The organism is Rhodococcus sp. YL-1 (genome assembly GCF_001942025.1).
GTDB lineage: Bacteria > Actinomycetota > Actinomycetes > Mycobacteriales > Mycobacteriaceae > Rhodococcus_F > Rhodococcus_F qingshengii.
This window is the reverse complement of record NZ_CP017303.1, coordinates 18,342-34,704: the sequence shown is the minus strand read 5'-3', so window position 1 is coordinate 34,704 and position 16,363 is coordinate 18,342. Positions and strand designations below refer to the sequence as shown.

14 protein-coding genes are annotated in these 16,363 nt (G+C 60.9%); 8 read left to right on the top strand and 6 right to left on the bottom strand.

What is annotated here, in order from left to right:
• Positions 1 to 14 precede the first annotated feature (14 nt).
• Together BH682_RS32265 and BH682_RS32260 are read right to left on the bottom strand one after the other, a co-directional pair.
• Positions 15 to 542: an FAS1-like dehydratase domain-containing protein gene (locus BH682_RS32265; protein WP_075836393.1), complete on the bottom strand. Its 528-nt coding sequence runs from the start codon at positions 540 to 542 to the stop codon at positions 15 to 17.
• Positions 543 to 574: 32 nt separating this feature from the next.
• A complete protein-coding gene (locus tag BH682_RS32260; RefSeq protein ID WP_190287678.1) occupies positions 575 to 1,948 on the bottom strand; it encodes a vWA domain-containing protein in 1,374 nt (457 codons plus the stop codon).
• Positions 1,949 to 2,010: 62 nt separating this feature from the next.
• Here BH682_RS32260 and BH682_RS32255 point away from each other — a divergent pair, with 62 nt between their 5' ends.
• Positions 2,011 to 2,694, top strand: coding sequence for an alpha/beta fold hydrolase (locus BH682_RS32255; protein WP_075836063.1), 684 nt, complete (start codon positions 2,011 to 2,013; stop codon positions 2,692 to 2,694).
• A gap of 7 nt (positions 2,695 to 2,701) precedes the next feature.
• Here the strand turns inward: BH682_RS32255 and BH682_RS32250 are convergent, their stop codons facing one another.
• A complete protein-coding gene (locus tag BH682_RS32250) occupies positions 2,702 to 3,574 on the bottom strand; it encodes an AAA family ATPase (protein WP_075836061.1) in 873 nt (290 codons plus the stop codon).
• A gap of 226 nt (positions 3,575 to 3,800) precedes the next feature.
• On the opposite strand from BH682_RS32250, the gene BH682_RS32245 reads away from it, so the two are divergent.
• Positions 3,801 to 4,928, top strand: coding sequence for an acyl-CoA dehydrogenase family protein (locus BH682_RS32245; protein WP_075836059.1), 1,128 nt, complete (start codon positions 3,801 to 3,803; stop codon positions 4,926 to 4,928).
• A gap of 15 nt (positions 4,929 to 4,943) precedes the next feature.
• Positions 4,944 to 6,182, top strand: coding sequence for an acyl-CoA dehydrogenase family protein (locus tag BH682_RS32240; protein ID WP_075836057.1), 1,239 nt, complete (start codon positions 4,944 to 4,946; stop codon positions 6,180 to 6,182).
• 158 nt (positions 6,183 to 6,340) lie between these two features.
• Here BH682_RS32240 and BH682_RS32235 read toward each other — a convergent pair whose 3' ends face one another.
• Together BH682_RS32235 and BH682_RS32230 are read right to left on the bottom strand one after the other, a co-directional pair.
• Positions 6,341 to 7,834 (bottom strand): class I adenylate-forming enzyme family protein, encoded by a 1,494-nt coding sequence (locus BH682_RS32235; RefSeq protein ID WP_075836055.1) that lies wholly within the window; start codon positions 7,832 to 7,834, stop codon positions 6,341 to 6,343.
• Between the two features lie 13 nt (positions 7,835 to 7,847).
• A complete protein-coding gene (locus tag BH682_RS32230; RefSeq protein ID WP_087503910.1) occupies positions 7,848 to 8,141 on the bottom strand; it encodes a hypothetical protein in 294 nt (97 codons plus the stop codon).
• Between the two features lie 256 nt (positions 8,142 to 8,397).
• Here BH682_RS32230 and BH682_RS32225 point away from each other — a divergent pair, with 256 nt between their 5' ends.
• A complete protein-coding gene (locus BH682_RS32225; RefSeq protein WP_075836053.1) occupies positions 8,398 to 10,545 on the top strand; it encodes an acyl-CoA dehydrogenase in 2,148 nt (715 codons plus the stop codon).
• Between the two features lie 125 nt (positions 10,546 to 10,670).
• Here the strand turns inward: BH682_RS32225 and BH682_RS32220 are convergent, their stop codons facing one another.
• Positions 10,671 to 11,891, bottom strand: coding sequence for a CaiB/BaiF CoA transferase family protein (locus BH682_RS32220; RefSeq protein WP_075836052.1), 1,221 nt, complete (start codon positions 11,889 to 11,891; stop codon positions 10,671 to 10,673).
• 251 nt (positions 11,892 to 12,142) lie between these two features.
• Between BH682_RS32220 and BH682_RS32215 the strand changes: the two genes are divergently transcribed.
• From BH682_RS32215 to BH682_RS32200, 4 genes are all read left to right on the top strand, one after another.
• Positions 12,143 to 12,565 carry a Zn-ribbon domain-containing OB-fold protein gene (locus BH682_RS32215; protein WP_075836050.1) on the top strand — a complete coding sequence of 141 codons (423 nt, stop codon included), beginning with the start codon at positions 12,143 to 12,145 and terminating at the stop codon, positions 12,563 to 12,565.
• Positions 12,562 to 13,704 (top strand): thiolase family protein, encoded by a 1,143-nt coding sequence (locus BH682_RS32210; protein ID WP_075836049.1) that lies wholly within the window; start codon positions 12,562 to 12,564, stop codon positions 13,702 to 13,704. The genes BH682_RS32215 and BH682_RS32210 overlap by 4 nt, the downstream gene beginning before the upstream one ends.
• Before the next feature lie 201 nt (positions 13,705 to 13,905).
• The gene (locus BH682_RS32205; protein ID WP_075836048.1) at positions 13,906 to 15,438 is read left to right on the top strand and encodes an aldehyde dehydrogenase family protein; all 1,533 of its coding nucleotides are present in this window, start codon (positions 13,906 to 13,908) and stop codon (positions 15,436 to 15,438) included.
• 47 nt (positions 15,439 to 15,485) lie between these two features.
• Entirely contained in the window at positions 15,486 to 16,349 is an 864-nt protein-coding gene (locus tag BH682_RS32200) for a mycofactocin-coupled SDR family oxidoreductase (RefSeq protein WP_075836046.1), read from the top strand.
• Positions 16,350 to 16,363: the final 14 nt, after the last annotated feature.

The window sequence follows — 16,363 nt, the reverse complement described above, 5'->3', positions numbered from 1 at the left end:
TGTTCCCGGTACGGTCAATGCCGGATGAGCGTCATCAGGGTTCGCTTGACCACCGAGCCGTGCTGGTTTGTCCAGAGATCTTCGATAGTGGTGAACAGCATGGAGCCGAGCTTTCCGTCGCGCTCGCGGTATTCGTGCAGGCTCTCGGTTCCGGTGATTACATCGCCGGGGCGCATCCGTTCGCCGTACTCGGTCACGAGACCACCGTTCAGTTGGAACTTCAGCCCGGGCCCGACGATGCCCAGTGCCTTCTCGAGCCGGTCCGGATCGTTGGCGTCCGTGCCTGATTCGGCGGAGTCGGCGGACGGTGACGTGTGTGCAACGGACCAGGCGAAGGGGTTGAATTCCTCTGGTGCCACGACTCCGGACCATTTTGTGGTTGCGGCATACTCGGCGTCCAAGTACAGACGAGGAGGCTCTGCAGGCCAGTAGACGGCTAACGCCCATTTACGGATATCCGACTCGGAGATCGGGTGGCTCGATCGTTCGGTCACCGTCCGTCCGACTGCGGAGTGCATGGCTTCGGAGACGAGTGTCGTCATGTGTAAATCCTCTTCCTGGTTCGGTGTTGACATCAGTCGAGTGCTTCGACGAAGGCGGCGAGTTGTCTGATGTTTCGACATTCATGTACTTCGTCGCAGTGCTTGGAGTACTCGGAGATCACCGAGTCCCCGCTGTTCCACAGCACCTGTTTTTCCGGGTTGAGCCAGTAGAGGTGCCCTGCTCTGGTGCGAACCGCATCGAGAATGTCCGCGCGTGGGTTGTGGTAGTTGTTGCGTGCGTCGCCCAGAATCAAAACTGTACTGCGGCTGTCGAGGTCGTGGAGGCATCGATCGGCGAAATCCTCCAGTGCGTGCCCGTAGTCCGACCGGCCGTCGAGCCAGACTCCGAGTTTTTCGTTGTTGATGCGGGCGGAGGCTTCGACGATGGTGCCGGCCTCGGCGAAGATGTGTGTCACCTCGTCCACCCCGTCGATAAATACGAACGATCGAAGGGATGCAAATTCCATTCGTAGCGCCGACATCAAGCGCAGTGTGAATTCTGCAAAAGTGGCCACTGATCCGGAGATATCGGCGAGAACAACGAGTTTCGGCTTGCTGGGCCGTGGTTCTGCCATTTTCAGGTTCAAGGGGATTCCGCCGGTTGACATCGACCCTCGGATGGTGCGTCGGATGTCGACTACCTGACGGCCGGATCGCTTTCGTTTGTCGGTTAGTGCGGAGCCGAGTTTGCGGCCGAGTGGGTCCATGACAGTGCGCATCGCTGCGATCTGTTCCGAGGACGCGGTCAAGAAGTCGCTGTCTTCGGGTAGTGGGGTGCGAAGTGTGGCTGCGACGGCATCAGCGCCGCGGTCGGCAACGAGCGCGATTCGAATTCTGCTCTCGACGAGTTGGCGAAAGCGTTCGACCCGATTCTCTGCGTGCTCGCGTGCCATTCGCGTTGCGAGCCCGGACATCGGACGGTCGTCGTGTCTGCTTCGTGAAAGAATGTCCGCGACAAGAGAATCAGCTCCCATCGCGCGCATGGCTCGATAGGTGTAGAACGTCCCGGCGACGGCCCGTCCCGGCTGAATTCCTGCGTGCCGGTCGACGGTGACATTCGCGATCTCACGCAGGAGCGTGTCCCCTTCGAAGGCTGCTGCATCGACTAGAATTTCGCGAAGTTCGGCGTCGGACAACGACTCCAGCGGGGCGACGAGTCGACCGTTGCCCGAATCTTCCGCCGAGTCGGAGACAGGAGGAGCGAAGTACAGCTCGAAAACCGTATCGAACGCATGGCGGTGGTCTTCGGATTTGACGAGGCAAGCCCGAATCGCCGATTTGAACTCAGCTCGAGCCGAGATGTCGGTGACGGTGACTGCCCGCATTGCGTCGAGCACCTCGCTAGTCGAGATCGGTACCTGCATGCGCCTGAGTTCTCCGACGAGTCCTTCGATGGCAGTCAACACGAGACGGCCCGGTTTCCGTGAGACAAGCTGTGCAACAAAGTAATTGCGTCTAGTATGCGGGTATGACCTCTTCCAAGATTCTGTTCGTGCACGGGCTCGCATCGAATTACAGCAACAACTGGGAAAGAAGTGGGTGGCCTGATGCCGTCGGAGAAATGGGCTACGAAGCAGTTGGTTTCGCCCTTCCCGGCCATTCGGGATCCACCGTAGAGCCGGGCAACGACGACGACGCCCTCGCCGCCTTGCTCGACATGGCGAGAACACACGGCATCGATACCGCCGTGGGATTCTCTGCCGGCTCGCTGATGCTGTTGCGCAGCGCCGTCCGTGAACCTTCGCAGTTCCGAAACCTCGCTCTGCTCGGAGTCGGCGATGGAATGTGGAACGACGGTTCGGGTTTGCGCGCCATCGCCGACGCTTTCGAGTCCGATGGAGACATCGAGGACCCCGCCCTGGCCTTCATGGCCCGGACGGCCCGCGCCGCAGGTAACGACCTCGGATCGATCGCCAAGTTCGTGCGCGCGGTTCCTCGTCAACCGGACACTGGCGCGCTGGGCTCGATCGACGCAGATGTTCTGGTCGTGCTGGGGGAGCGTGACGACGTGGGTCCGGCCACGAATCTCCTTTCCGCCCTGCGGAGTTCGACGCTGGTATCCCTTCCGGGGGTAGACCACTTCGCTACGAGCGCGGACTACCGTGCCCTGAATGCCGTGACGGACTTCGTCCGTTCGCGGACGGCGGTCTGACACGTACTCAGACATGGGCTGTGCCGAGTTCCGCGGTAGTCGACTCGATATCGGACTGGTACTTGAGGAGGACGTGCAGATGTGACACGACAGTCTGCACGTCGACCTCCTCGGTGCCGAGTAGTACGAGAGTGCGTGCCCAGTCGAGGGTTTCGGAGATGGACGGCTTCTTCTTGAGATTCATCGAACGGAGAGAATTCACCACCGCGGTGACCTGGCCGGCAACGTGCTCGGTGATACCTGGAACCTTGGACATCACGATGTCGCGTTCGCGTTCGGCGCTCGGGTAGCCAACATGGAGGTACAGGCATCGGCGTTTGAGTGCTTCCGACAAATCGCGTGTGTTGTTCGACGTCAGGAATATCAACGGTTTCTGTGTGGCGACCACAGTACCCAGTTCGGGGATGGATACCTGGAAGTCCGACAGGATCTCCAGCAAGAGCGCTTCGGTCTCGATGTCTAATCGATCGACCTCGTCGATCAGGAGAACTACCCGGTCCTTGGCTCGAATGGCCTCGAGTAGTGGACGAGTGAGTAGAAACTTCTCGTCGAATATTCCGGCATCGATGGCGCCGGCATCGTCGGCCGATCGCGCGGCCTGGATAGCGAGAAGCTGCTTTCGGTAGTCCCATTCGTAGAGGGCCCGTGATTCGTCGAGGCCCTCGTAGCACTGCAGTCGGATCAGCCGTGCGTCGGTGATCGCGGCAACGCTCTTGGCGAGTTCTGTCTTACCGGTCCCTGCGGGTCCCTCGACCAGTACAGGCTTTCCCAATGCGGCTGCGAGATGGACTGTTCCGGCGATGTGTTCGTCCGGAAGGTATCCGTACTCGGACAACTGGCGGCGTACGTCGGCCGCAGAGCCCAGATCCACTGTGTCCATGATGCCTTCTCTCTTCTGAACGTCCCAATAGAATACTATTCCGTTAGTCTTACCGTAAGGCATTTGACAATGACGTGTCGGCGGCGCATTCTGCTGGTGGCGACTACTTTCGGTCGTTGCCACGGTCTTTCGACCGAATCAAGAGCCGTCGATACGTTTCCTCCCGGGTCCTTAGCCCTTCGTACTGTCGGGTGTGATCGGTGGAGGAACAGAAGGGGTTAACCGAATGACAGTGGACACGTCCTCGGAACACAAGCTGTTCCGAGCAACAACCAAGTCTTTTCTCTCCAAAGAAACACCCATAAGCCGAGTGCGAGCTCTCGCAGACGAAGACAGCTCATTTGAGCGTTCGTGGTGGACCAAAGGCGCCGAATTGGGCTGGACTGCCCTCCAGGTGCCAGAGGATCTCGGGGGTGGCAGCGTCACAGGCAATGGCATTCTCGACCTCGTTGCGGTGGCCGAGGAACTCGGCCGTGGCGTTGCCCCTGGGCCTTTGCATCCGGTGAACGTCGTTCTAGCGGCACTCGTGGATGCGCGCACCGGTCCCGACCACACCAAGGAGATCGAGGAACTGATCTCTGGTAAAAAGATCGCCACCTGGACGGTCTACGAGCCGGGCAATGCCTGGGCTCCCCATGCTCCGACAGTGACCGCCTCCGCCACCGCAGAAGGTTACGTGTTGAACGGAGTCAAGGACCGCGTCGAAGCCGGTCCGCAGGCCGACACCTTCCTGGTCACCGCACTGACCGATGCAGGCCCCCTTCAGTTTCTGGTCGATGCAGACGTGCCGGGTGTGAGCGTGACTCGCTCGCGCTCGATCGACCTGGTCAAGCAATACGCGTCGGTCGAGTTCGACAACGCCGAGGTTGGTATCGACACTGCAGTCGGAGATGTCGACACGACAGTGGCCCTCATCCACCGTCAGATTCAGGTAGCCAACCTTCTCCAGGTCGCCGAGACGGTCGGACTGCTCGACACCGTCTTCGACTTCACCGTGCAGTGGGCCTTCGACCGCTACTCGTTCGGCCGTCCACTCGCGTCGTATCAGGCACTCAAGCATCGCTTCGCAGACATGAAGATGTGGCTCGAAGCGTGCCACGCAACCGTCGACGGTGCCGCGGAAGCAGTCCAGAACCGTGCAGACGACGCGGGATACCTCGTCAGCGTGGCGAAGTCCTACGTCGGATGGCGATCCGCGCAGATCATTCAGGACTGCGTGCAGATGCACGGCGGGATCGGCATCACGTGGGAGCACGATCTGCATCTGTTCCTGCGCCGTGCCCTACTGAACCGCGAACTGTTGGGAACGCCGGAAGATCACCGGCGTTCGATCGCCGACTACCTCGAACTCTAGAAGGGACCGAACATCATGGCTGTGACGACAGAAAGCGTCGAAGACTTCCGCTTGCGCGCACGAGGCTGGCTCGCTGCGAACATGCCGCGGTTCGATCCGGATGCACCTGCTGCACCCGAAGGCGACGACGATGCAATGTGGCTACGCACCCGCGAACTTCAAAAGATGCTCTACGCCGGCGGGTTCGCCGGTATCTGTTACCCGGTCGAATACGGCGGCCTTGGTCTCACCCCTGCGCATCAGGAGGCGTTCACCGAGGAAGCCATAGGCTACGAGCTGCCGTTGCTGCTCAATGTCCCCACCTTCACCATCTGTGCGCCCACCATTCTCGACATGGGAAACGAGCAGCAGAAGCGGGACCGCATCGGCGCTGCCATTCGCGGTGACGAAATCCTGGTGCAGTTCCTGTCCGAGCCCAGCGGTGGCTCCGATCTCGCCGGGCTGATCACCAGAGCGGAGCGCGACGGGGACGAATGGATCCTCAACGGCGCGAAGACCTGGAGCACGAGTGCATACGCGGCCGATTGGGCACTGTGCCTGGCACGCACCGACTGGGATGCACCCAAACATCGCGGTTTGACCATGTTCCTGCTGAAGGTCGATTCGCCCGGCGTGACGATTCGTCGAATCAAGCAGGTCAACGGATCCACGGAATTCTGTGAGGAATTCTTCGATAACGTTGTCATTCCTGCCGATTGCGTCGTAGGTGAGGTCAATGACGGTTGGTCGGTTGCTTCACGGCAGCTCTTTCACGAGCGAACCGCAGTGGGCGGTGGATCGCAGTACTCGAGCGGTGTCGGCGTGCTCGACACCCGCAATGCGTCACTGGATTTCGTAGAGTTGGCGAAGGCGACCGGTCAGAATCACGATGTGCGGGTTCGCGAACGCGTCGGCGAGGCCTACGCACACCGCACAGTTCAAGACCAGCTGATCAAGCGAGTCACCGGTGCTGTCGAATCCGGTGAGATGCCGGGTCCGGCCATGTCATTGATCCGGCTGTTCCACGCTGAAACCGACTGGCTCAACAGCGATGTCGCACTCGAGCTCGCAGGCAGCGAGTCAGTTGTGGGGCCGTTGGGTGAACGCGGCGCCGCCGATATGGGCCAGCACTACCTGTCCCGTCAGGGTGCTAGTCTCGGCGGTGGCAGCAGCGAGATGTCACGCAACATCATCAGCGAACGTCTACTGCAGATGCCACGAGAATATGCAGCCGATCGTGACGTTCCTTTCAAGGACGTCAAACGCGGTCGCTGACACCACAGCGAAGGAAGCCGGCCCTTTCCAATCGGATGGGGTCGACTTTCTCGGTGCGTACTTCCGATACTTCGGTACACACTGTCGGTACCAGGGCGGTGGTAACGACGAATGCCCCGTCCGAATCGGACGGGGCATTCGTCGGCACCACCGTTCGATCAGGCCGGCGCGTCGGACACGACAGACGCTACGAGGTTGCGTCGAAGGATCTTCCCGGTCGGTGTCGTAGGCAGCTCGTCCAGAAAGATCACGTCGTCCGGCGTTTTCGAGCTTCGAAGCTGGGATCGCACCCAAGCGCGCAGTGCATTCGCGTCCGTGGCGTGGCCAGGCTGGGCGACGACGAACGCAGCGATACGGTGTCCCCACTCTGCGTCCGGGATCCCCGCGACAGCACAGTCGGCAACCGACTCGTGCGCGGCAAGGGCAGCCTCGATCTCAGCGGGAGCAATGTTCTCACCGCCGCGGATGATCGTGTCGTCTGCTCGGCCCTGGACGAAGAGGAAACCGTCGGAGTCCAGATGACCGAGATCGCGGGTGGGGAACCATCCGTTCGGATCGACGAGTGAACCGGCTTCGAGATACTCGCCGGCCACCTGCGGACCGCGCACAACGATGTCACCCACTTCCCCTGGCGCACAGGGTGATCCGTCAGCATCGTGTACTTCGATTTCGACTGTGGGAAGCGCCCGACCCACAGATGCCAGCCGCGCACGGACATTCGGGTCGTCACTGGCGAGCGCATCGCGGTGATCGTCGGGTCCGAGCACTGCGATGGACGATGCGGTTTCCGTCAAGCCATACGCATTGACGAAGCCTGTGTCGGGGAACAGTTCCAGAGCTTTGGCCAGAGCGGGGGCCGAGATTTTGGCACCGCCGTACGAAAGACCCTTCAACGATGCCGGGCCGGTTTCCCCGGCGGCGAGCAACTCGCGCACGATCCGAACGAGCATCGTGGGAACGACCATCGCGTTGGAAATACGCTCCGACTTCACGGTGTCGAGCCACTGGCGTGGAGTGAACTGATCGAGGTACACGATGCGACGACCGGCGAACAAGTTCGAAAGCAGATTCGCAACTGCTGCAATGTGATACGGCGGGACACTGACGATCGTGGCGTCGGTCGGCTCGGCAGAAGCGAATTCGACAGAACCGAGAACGTAGGACGTCAGGTGCCGGTGCCGCAGTACTGCACTTTTGGGAGCTGCAGTGGTACCGCTGGTCATAAGGAGGACTGCGATGTCCTCCACGTCGGGATCGGCGGGGTCGGCCAGAGGTTCGGTAGTGACGGACCGGAACAGAAAGTCCTCGGTGGTGATCGCGTTCGACGTAGCAGCGCGTTCGGGGTTGTCGGTGACGATCAACGGCGACGTCGAACGGCTGATGATCTCGTCGATCTGATCGCTACTGAGTCGAAAGTTGATAGGCAGGAACGGCACGCCGGCATACGCGGACGCGAAGAGCGCGACGGGAAACGCCGGACCGTTGCCGCCGAGAAAGATGACTGTGTCTGCGGAGGCTTCGCGTACGAGGGTGGCCGCGGCGAGTGCTTGCTGCTGGAGCTGCTGACCGGTGAGCCCCTCAGCACGTGTTCCGAGCAGCGTGATGTCGCCGTTTCCGCCCGCGACCATGTCGAGGAGTGTCAGGAGATTCATGTTCAGAACTCTTTCAGTCCGACGCCGGCAGTGCTTTTGCCGACTTCAAGTTCAGTTCGCGATCGGCGAAGGTCAACGGTCCGGTTCCGGGTTTGACGACGAGAAGTTCGATGCCCGAATCCACATCGGTATAGCGCTTTCCCATTGCCAGCACAGGGCCGTCAGGGTTCGATTCCCCAGCGGCGGCATCGGTGCTCATAGAAGCGCCGGCGGCGGCGACGACACCGTCATCATCGGTGCCTCGAACGACGACGACCTCGCAACTCGTCGACGGTGCGCGAAGGTGACTTCCAACTTTCAGTGCCACGAGAGTTCTCTCCTCATATTGATGACTGCCCTGACCAAGCTCCGCTCCGAACTGCCACGGAGTTTGACGGTTTTATTTTCCAGAGTGATCCGGACTGCCGGACTACGGTGGTAAGTTCCATACCGTAAGGCATATGGTACACATCTTGCCGCTGGCCAGCACCACTTTCCCAAACCTTTCGATATGAGACCCCCAAGCGGCCTCTCCAGTCGAATTTGAACACCCCTGAAGTCAAGCACCGAGAAGGAGAACGCACATGAGTTTGGCGATCACGGAGGAACACCAACAGCTCACGGACATTGCCAAGGACTTCCTGGCAGGCGTGAAGGCCGGCGCCAGTTCGAGAGAACTCACCGATGGTGTCTCCGCCGATACTTCCGCTCTGTGGTCGGGAATGAACACCCAGGGCTGGCACGGACTGCATCTTCCGGAATCCGTTGGAGGGCAAGGATACGGGCTCGCTGAAACAGCACTGGTCGTCGAGCAGCTCGGCTACGCGCTCGCCCCCGGCGAGTTCACGGCGTCGACTGTGGTGTCGATGGCAATCAACGAGCTCGGAGCCGAGGACCAGCGGACGTTGTTGCTTCCTACACTGGCCGACGGTTCGGCAGTAGGCGCCGTAGCGCTCGGTGGAACCTTGACGGTCGGAGACACCGTGTCGGGATCGACGGGACCAATTCTGGGCGGCGCGTTCGCAACGCTGCTTCTGGTCGTGACCGGTGACGATGCATTGGTGGTTCCGATCGATGCTGCGGGGATTCGCATCGACGTCGTCGACGCGCTCGATAGGACCCTCGGGGTGCGGTCGGCGGTGTTGGACGCGGTGGCTCTCGATGCGTGCGCCGTGCTGGAAGGCGCGGCGGCGGCGGTACAGCGCATCGCACGAGTGCTCTACGCAGCGGAAGCATGCGGCTCGGCTCGGGCCACTCTGGACATGGCGGTCGACTACGCGAAGGTGAGGAGTCAGTTCGGGCGAACGATCGGTTCGTTCCAGGCAGTCAAGCATCACTGCGCGAACATGCTCGTGCAGTCGGAACTGGCGACAGCGGCGGTCTGGGATGCAGCGCGCACACCCGTCACCGATCCGCAGGCGGCGATAGTGTCCGATGTTGCTGCTGTTACGGCATTCGGGGCCGCGATACACAATGCTCAACTCAACATCCAGTTGCACGGCGGAATCGGTTTCACCTGGGAGCACGACGCACATCTGTATCTACGGCGCAGTCGGACGGTCTCGGCGCTGGTCGGGCCGGAAGACATCGTCTTGGACGATCTGATCGATCGATCGGATGCTGGTGAACGCCGGAGCTACGCACTCGATCTACCTGCCGAGGCCGAACAGTACCGCGCCGCGGTCCGCGAATTCGTCGCCCAGCATGACAGCACGCCTGTGGGGGATCGGCGTCGGTTGCTCGCGGAGTCGGGGTATCTGGTTCCGCATTGGCGCACTCCGTTCGGTCTCGCCGCAGGCGCGATCGAACAGTTGGTGATCGAGGACGAAATGGCCGGGGTGGAGCAGCCCAACCTGGGTATCGGCGGGTGGGTGCTTCTGACACTGACGCAGCAGGCCGACGAGAATCAGATCGAGCGTTGGGTGATGCCGAGTCTCCTCGGCGATTTCCAGTGGTGCCAGCTCTTCAGTGAGCCGGGTGCCGGTTCGGATGCGGCAGCGGTGTCCACGAAGGGAGTCAAGGTTGACGGCGGTTGGCGCGTGACGGGTCAGAAGGTGTGGACCTCTGGAGCTCGGGACTGCAATCGCGGACTTGCAACTATCCGCACCAACAAAGACGCACCCAAGCACAAGGGCATCACCGCGATGGTCATCGACATGCACGCGCCCGGCGTGACTGTGCGGCCGCTGCGTGAGATCACCGGTGAATCCTTGTTCAACGAGGTCTTCTTCGACGACGTCTTCGTTCCCGATTCAGATGTAGTCGGTGCGGTGGACAATGGATGGAAGGTGGCTCGTGCAACCCTCGGGAACGAGCGCGTCACAATCGGTGCAGGTAGCCGAGAAGGATTGTCGGCCTTCGACCTTCTCGATGTCGTCAAGGCCGAGAAGCCAGGTGACATCGAGGCTCGCCGTTCTGTTGCACGATTGATCGTCGAGGAGCAGAACATGCGACTGCTCGATCTTCGACGCGTGGTTCGTGCCGTGGTCGATGCAGGCCCGGGGCCGGAAGGAAATGTGACCAAGTTGCTCTCGGCAGAGCACGCTCAGCGCGTGACCGAGCTGGGCATGAAGATCGCTGGAACCTCGGCCGTGACCGGTGGGTACGCTGAGATCTCGTTCGAGTACCTGTTCGATCGGTGCCTGAGCATCGCAGGCGGCACTTCCGAAATCACACGCAACGTGATCGCCGAGCGGCTGTTGGGACTTCCTCGCGATCCTCTCAACGTCTGAGTCGATCTGCGGTACACAAGCCCGAAAAGGTCCGGCGGACAAGATGTCTGCCGGACCTTTTCGTTGGTGATGACCGGAGAAACGAATGTAGCCGACACCCCTGTGTCGGCTACATCCGTTTCTGGTCAGAGTACCGCGCCGCTGTCCTTGGCCTCGGCGATGTCGGCCCAGCTCAGTCCGAGCTCGAGCAGAATCTCCTCGGTGTGTTGACCGTGTTCCGGGGCCCGCGACGGTTCCGGGGTCTTATTGCCGTACTGGACCGGGGGAGCGACGACGCGATAGTCCACGCCGTTGTCGTCCTTGTTTTCGATGAGGTATCCGTTGGATGCCGCCTGAGGATCGACGAGCACTTCCTGCGGCGAGGCGATCGCCGACCATACACCGGGCTCGTCTGCAAGTACCTTCGTCCAGTGCTCGAGGTCTCTGGACGCGAAGTGTTCACGCAGTATTGCCGTCGCCTCGTCGGTGTTGGCCATCAGGTTCGCGGATGGTACGAACCTGCCGTCCTCGGCAAGCTCGGAAAGTCCGACGCGGTGGCAGAAATTGGCCCAGAACTTGTCAGGCTGGAGGAAGACCAACTGCAGCCAGCGTCCGTCAAGGGTCTTGTACTTGTTGGTGACGGGGTTGATGGCGCTGCCGACCGGGGGAACCGGAATCCGGTCGACACCGAAGAAGTCGGAGGCGAGGATGTCCGGTGCCATGGTCCACATGGCCTGCGCGAGTAGCGATACGTCGACTGTCGTTGTTTCACCGGTCTTTTCGCGATGGTAGAGTGCGCCGATCACACCGCCTGCAAGCGTCATTCCGCTCGGCAGATCGCCGAATGCAGGTCCCTGTCCGAGAGGATATTCGCTGTCGTCGGGCGTCAGTGCATATGCAACTCCACCGCGGGCCATGAAGCTTGCCGAATCGAATCCGCCGCGGTTGCGGTCCGGACCGAGCGGTCCCTGTCCCGATCCGCGAGCGACGATGATGTTCGGATTGATGGCGCGCACCTGTTCGAAGGTCAGGTTCGCCCGCTCGAGCGGAGCCGGAAGCCAGTTCGTCAGAAAAACATCGGCCTCGGCCAGAAGCTTCGCCAGGTACTCGTGACCCTTCTCCGATTTCAGGTCCAGCCCGATGCTTCGCTTGCCGCGGTTGCCGATCTCGAGCATGAAATCTGCATCCGCACGGGCCTTTTGGCGGCGCAGGCCGCCCACGACGAGTGCGCGACCGGGATCGCCGGCTTTCGTGTCCTCGACCTTGATCACATCGGCACCCCAGTCCGCCAATACGGCGCCGGCTGCGGGGACGAATGTCCACGAAGCCAGTTCCACGACCTTGATGCCATCCAGAATTCCCGCCATGACTGACCTCTCGTCTCGACTGTGCCCAGTCGTTCGGGGCTCGCGGCCTCTCGGCGCGAGCGATGAATGCCTTTACCGTAAACCTATCCATAGGAAATGTGGAGGGTTTGCGCGAACTGATCCGAAATGTGTCTCGTCAGTGTGGGTTTGCCCGTTTCGCAAACTTCCAGAAAGGCTTACCGTATGGTAGCCGGTGATGAGGGTCGTGTGGACAACGATGCCGCACGACCACCGGCGAAAGAGAGGTGCCGATGGACAAGCCAGAGCCTGTACCCGACGCGGTGAGCGCGTTCTACTGGGAGCATGCAGCCCGGGGTGAACTAGCCGTTCAAGGCTTCGAGGACAGTGATTTCGTTCAGTTTCCCCCCAACTCCGTCGCCGAACGGGTCGATGTGTCGGGCGCCCCGCGTCCCGTGGTCGTCAGCGGCCGCGGGACCTTGTACGCGTACACGATTCTGCACCAGGCATTCCACCCTGCTTTCGCAGATTCCGTCCCGCTCGCGATCGGCCTGACCGAACTCGACGATCACCCGGGCATTCGCATTCTCAGCAATATCGTCGACGCCGAGATCGGTGAACTCCGATCCGGGCTCCCCGTCGAGGTGACCTTCGAGGAGCGAGGGAGTCAGTACCTTCCCCAGTTTCGGCCAGTGCGATCAGGAGATTCGGCATGACCTTCGGACGTAAGACTGCAATCGTCGGGGTCGGGTACTCCGCAATTCATCGGGAGAAGGGGGTGGACAGTCGTCCGCTTGCGACAACCGCCGCCAAGAATGCTATCGCCGACGCCGGACTCGACGTGTCGGATATTGACGGAATCTTCGAGTACCCCGGCTTCGGTGAACTCTCGATCGACATGCAGCGCATGCTGGGCATCGAGAACCTTCGCTGTTTCGGTGACTACGCAGCGTCCGGCCCATCGGGACTTGCCGCCGCGCTGGGCGCCGAGACAGCGGTGGCCAGTGGCCAGTGCGACGTGGCGCTCGTGTTTCGGTCCATCACCCGGGAATGGGGCCAACAGAGTGGGCAGGTCGTGTTTCCGCCCGCCGGCGGACCGCTGCAGTATCAGATGCCTTACGGCGTCGCGGGTGCGATCATCCCGGTGATGGGCATGAAGAAGCAGCGTAGATTCGCCGAGTTCGGCGGGCGCGAAGAGGACTACGGAGCCATTGCGGTCAACGCCCGTAAGTGGTCGGCGCTCAACGAGCGAGCCGTGCTTCGGGATCCGATCACTATGGACGACTACCTGTCCTCACGATTCGTCTCCGAGCCGCTCCGACTTCTCGACTGCGATTACCCCATCACCGGTGCGTGCGCGGTCATCATCACCACCGCCGAACGAGCCGCCGACCTGGCACAGAAGCCGGTTTTCATCGACGCCAGTGCGTTGGGTACCGGCGGACGCCCGGACTGGACCTTCACCGATGATTTCGTGTTCGGTGGAACAAGGGCATGCTCGAACACATTGTGGGAACGATCCTCGGTCACCCCTGCCGACGTCGACGTGGCCGAACTGTACGACGGATTCACCCACATCACCATTTCGTGGGCAGAGGCGCTGGGGCTGTGCGGGATCGGCGAATTCGGTGCTTGGGTCGACGGCGGCGCGACCATCGGGCCAGGAGGGTCGTTACCGATGAATACCAACGGCGGCCAGCTCGCCGAGGGGCGAATGCACGGATTGAGTTTCCTCGCCGAAGCCGCGCTTCAGTTACGTGGTCAGTGCGACGTTCGTCAAGTCGACGGCGCGCGAGTGGCGGTAGTCGCCAATGCAGCAGGCCCGCAATGCGGAGCAATGGTCCTCACCTCGTGAAACATAGTGTGCGAGAGCTGCGGCGATAGATGAGCAATGGCCCGTCTTCTTTTCGATTCTCATGAGAAGCAGACGGGTCGTTCTTCTTTGTCGATACCTCACGGGAACTACTGAAGTTATGTACCGTATGCCTTGCGGTATCAATGCTGCGATCTCGCCCGACACGGCCGAGGGCATCGGCCATCTTCTCAGGAGTCATCGATGACTACTATCGACTACCCGGAATCTGCGGACCGGACCAGTGCCGATGTCAACAGCGATGCCGAGCGTAATGCGGAGCGACGCTTGATGATCGATGGTCGCTTGCGAGAATCTCGCTCGGGTGAGACCTTCGAAAACATCAGCCCGGCAACCGGCGGCGTGATCGGAGTGACCACCGCCGCGGACCGCGACGACATGAATGAAGCGATCGGTGCTGCGCGTCGCGCGTTCGACGAGACTTCATGGTCCACCGATAGGGCTCTGCGACGACGGGTTCTGATGCAGTTGCACGATGCGCTCTTATCGGAGAAGGAACAACTGCGCAACGAGATCATTGCCGAAGCAGGAGCGCCGCTTTCATCGACCCACCTCGCTCAACTCGACTGGCCCTTGGCAGACGGGCTGACGTATCCGGCCGAACTCATCGACAGTTTCGAGTGGGAACGCGATTTGGGTCCTCTGTCCTTCGGCCCGGCGAACAACAAGCGCCGCATATACAAGGAACCGATCGGCGTCGTTGGAGCGATTGCGCCGTGGAATTTTCCATTCGAGATCATCATCAACAAGATCGGTCAGGCGCTCGCGACCGGCAACACACTGATCCTCAAGCCCGATCCGAACACGCCATGGACCTCGACGAGGATCGGCCGTCTCGTGAGCGAGAACACCGATATCCCCGCCGGAGTGCTCAACGTGGTTCCGACTCCGGACAACAATGTTGCGCAGTTGCTGGTGTCTGATCCGCGAGTAGACATGATTTCGTTCACCGGATCCACCGGAGTCGGAAAGATGCTGCAGCAGAAAGCATCTGAAAGTCTCAAGCGCGTCTTTCTCGAACTCGGTGGCAAGTCGGCAATGATTGCGCTCGAAGACGCGGATTTCGCTCAGGTGATTCCGTCGGCTGCACAGGCATGTCTGCACGCCGGGCAGGGTTGTGCATTGACGACTCGGTTGCTCGTTCCCAATGCCAGGTACGACGAGGCAGTGGAGATGGTTACTCACTTGTACGGGCAGTTGCCTGTCGGAGATCCAGCCGATCCCCAGACATTTGTAGGTCCGGTGATCAACGTCAAGCAGAAGGCCAAGATTCTCGGGATGCTGCAAGGTGTAGCTGCCGAGGGCGGGCGGATCACCGTAGGGGGAGGGGCGGCAGATAATTTGCCGGAACATCTGGAGGGCGGCTTCTACATCGCACCGACCGTGATCGCAGGGGCGACGAACGCGTCGACCATCGCTCAGCAGGAGGTGTTCGGACCGGTTCTCACAGTGCTCGGATACGAGGACGAGGATCACGCGGTCCGGATAGCGAACGACAGCATGTACGGCTTGTCGGGCGCCGTCTTCTCGGCCTCGACCGAGCATGGACTTGCTGTAGCACGGCGAATCCGAACCGGGTCCATATCGGTCAACGGCGGTGTTTTCTACGGAGCCGATTCGCCCTATGGCGGATACAAGCTCAGTGGTCAGGGACGGCAGAACGGCCTGGAGGGTTTTGAACAACACCTGGAGACCAAGGCCGTCGGCTTCGTCTGATCTGCACGTACACGCATACATGCGCAACGAATGAACTGGAGGGAATCATGGGAAAGTTGGACGGAAAGGTCGCCTTTGTCACTGGTGCGGCGCGAGGCCAGGGCCGTAGTCACGCATTGGAATTGGCTAGAGAAGGTGCCGATATCATCGCCGTCGACATCTGTGAGAACGTCGCCACGAACGGTTATGCACTCTCATCCGCGGCCGACCTGGCGGAGACTGTCCGCCTGGTCGAACAATTGGATCGCCGAATCGTTGCAACGAAGGCGGACGTGCGTGAGCCGAGTCAATTGCGAGGGGCTGTGGACGACGGGGTAGCTCAGTTGGGGCACCTTGACATCGTCGTTGCCAATGCAGGCATCTGTCCGCTCGGCGGGGACGTGCCGCCGCAGGCATTCATCGATGCGGTGGATGTCGATTTGATCGGAGTGATCAACACGGTGTCGGCGGCATATCGGCATCTCGACGCTGGTGCGTCCATCATCGCCACAGGATCGGTGGCAGGGCTTCTTTCAGGAGGGACGGACAACCCGGCCAACGGACCGGGAGGTGCTGGTTACTCCCATGCCAAGCGAGGAGTGTCGCGCTACGTCCACGACCTGGCTTTAGCTCTTGCTCCATCGTCCATCCGGGTCAACGCGGTGCATCCGACCAACGTGAACACGAACATGTTGCAAAGCGAACCGATGTATCGCGTATTTCGACCGGATCTGGAATCGCCAACCCGCGAGGACGCCGAAATCGCCTTCCCTGCAATGCAACCGATGCCGATCGGGTACGTCGAACCTGCCGACATCAGCAAGGCAGTTCTTTTCCTCGCGTCCGACGACGCTCGTTACATCACAGGCCTTCAGATGAAAGTGGATGCGGGCGCGACGCTGGCGGTCACCGCATCTGGTGCTCCAGCCTGACTTCGACAGCTCAA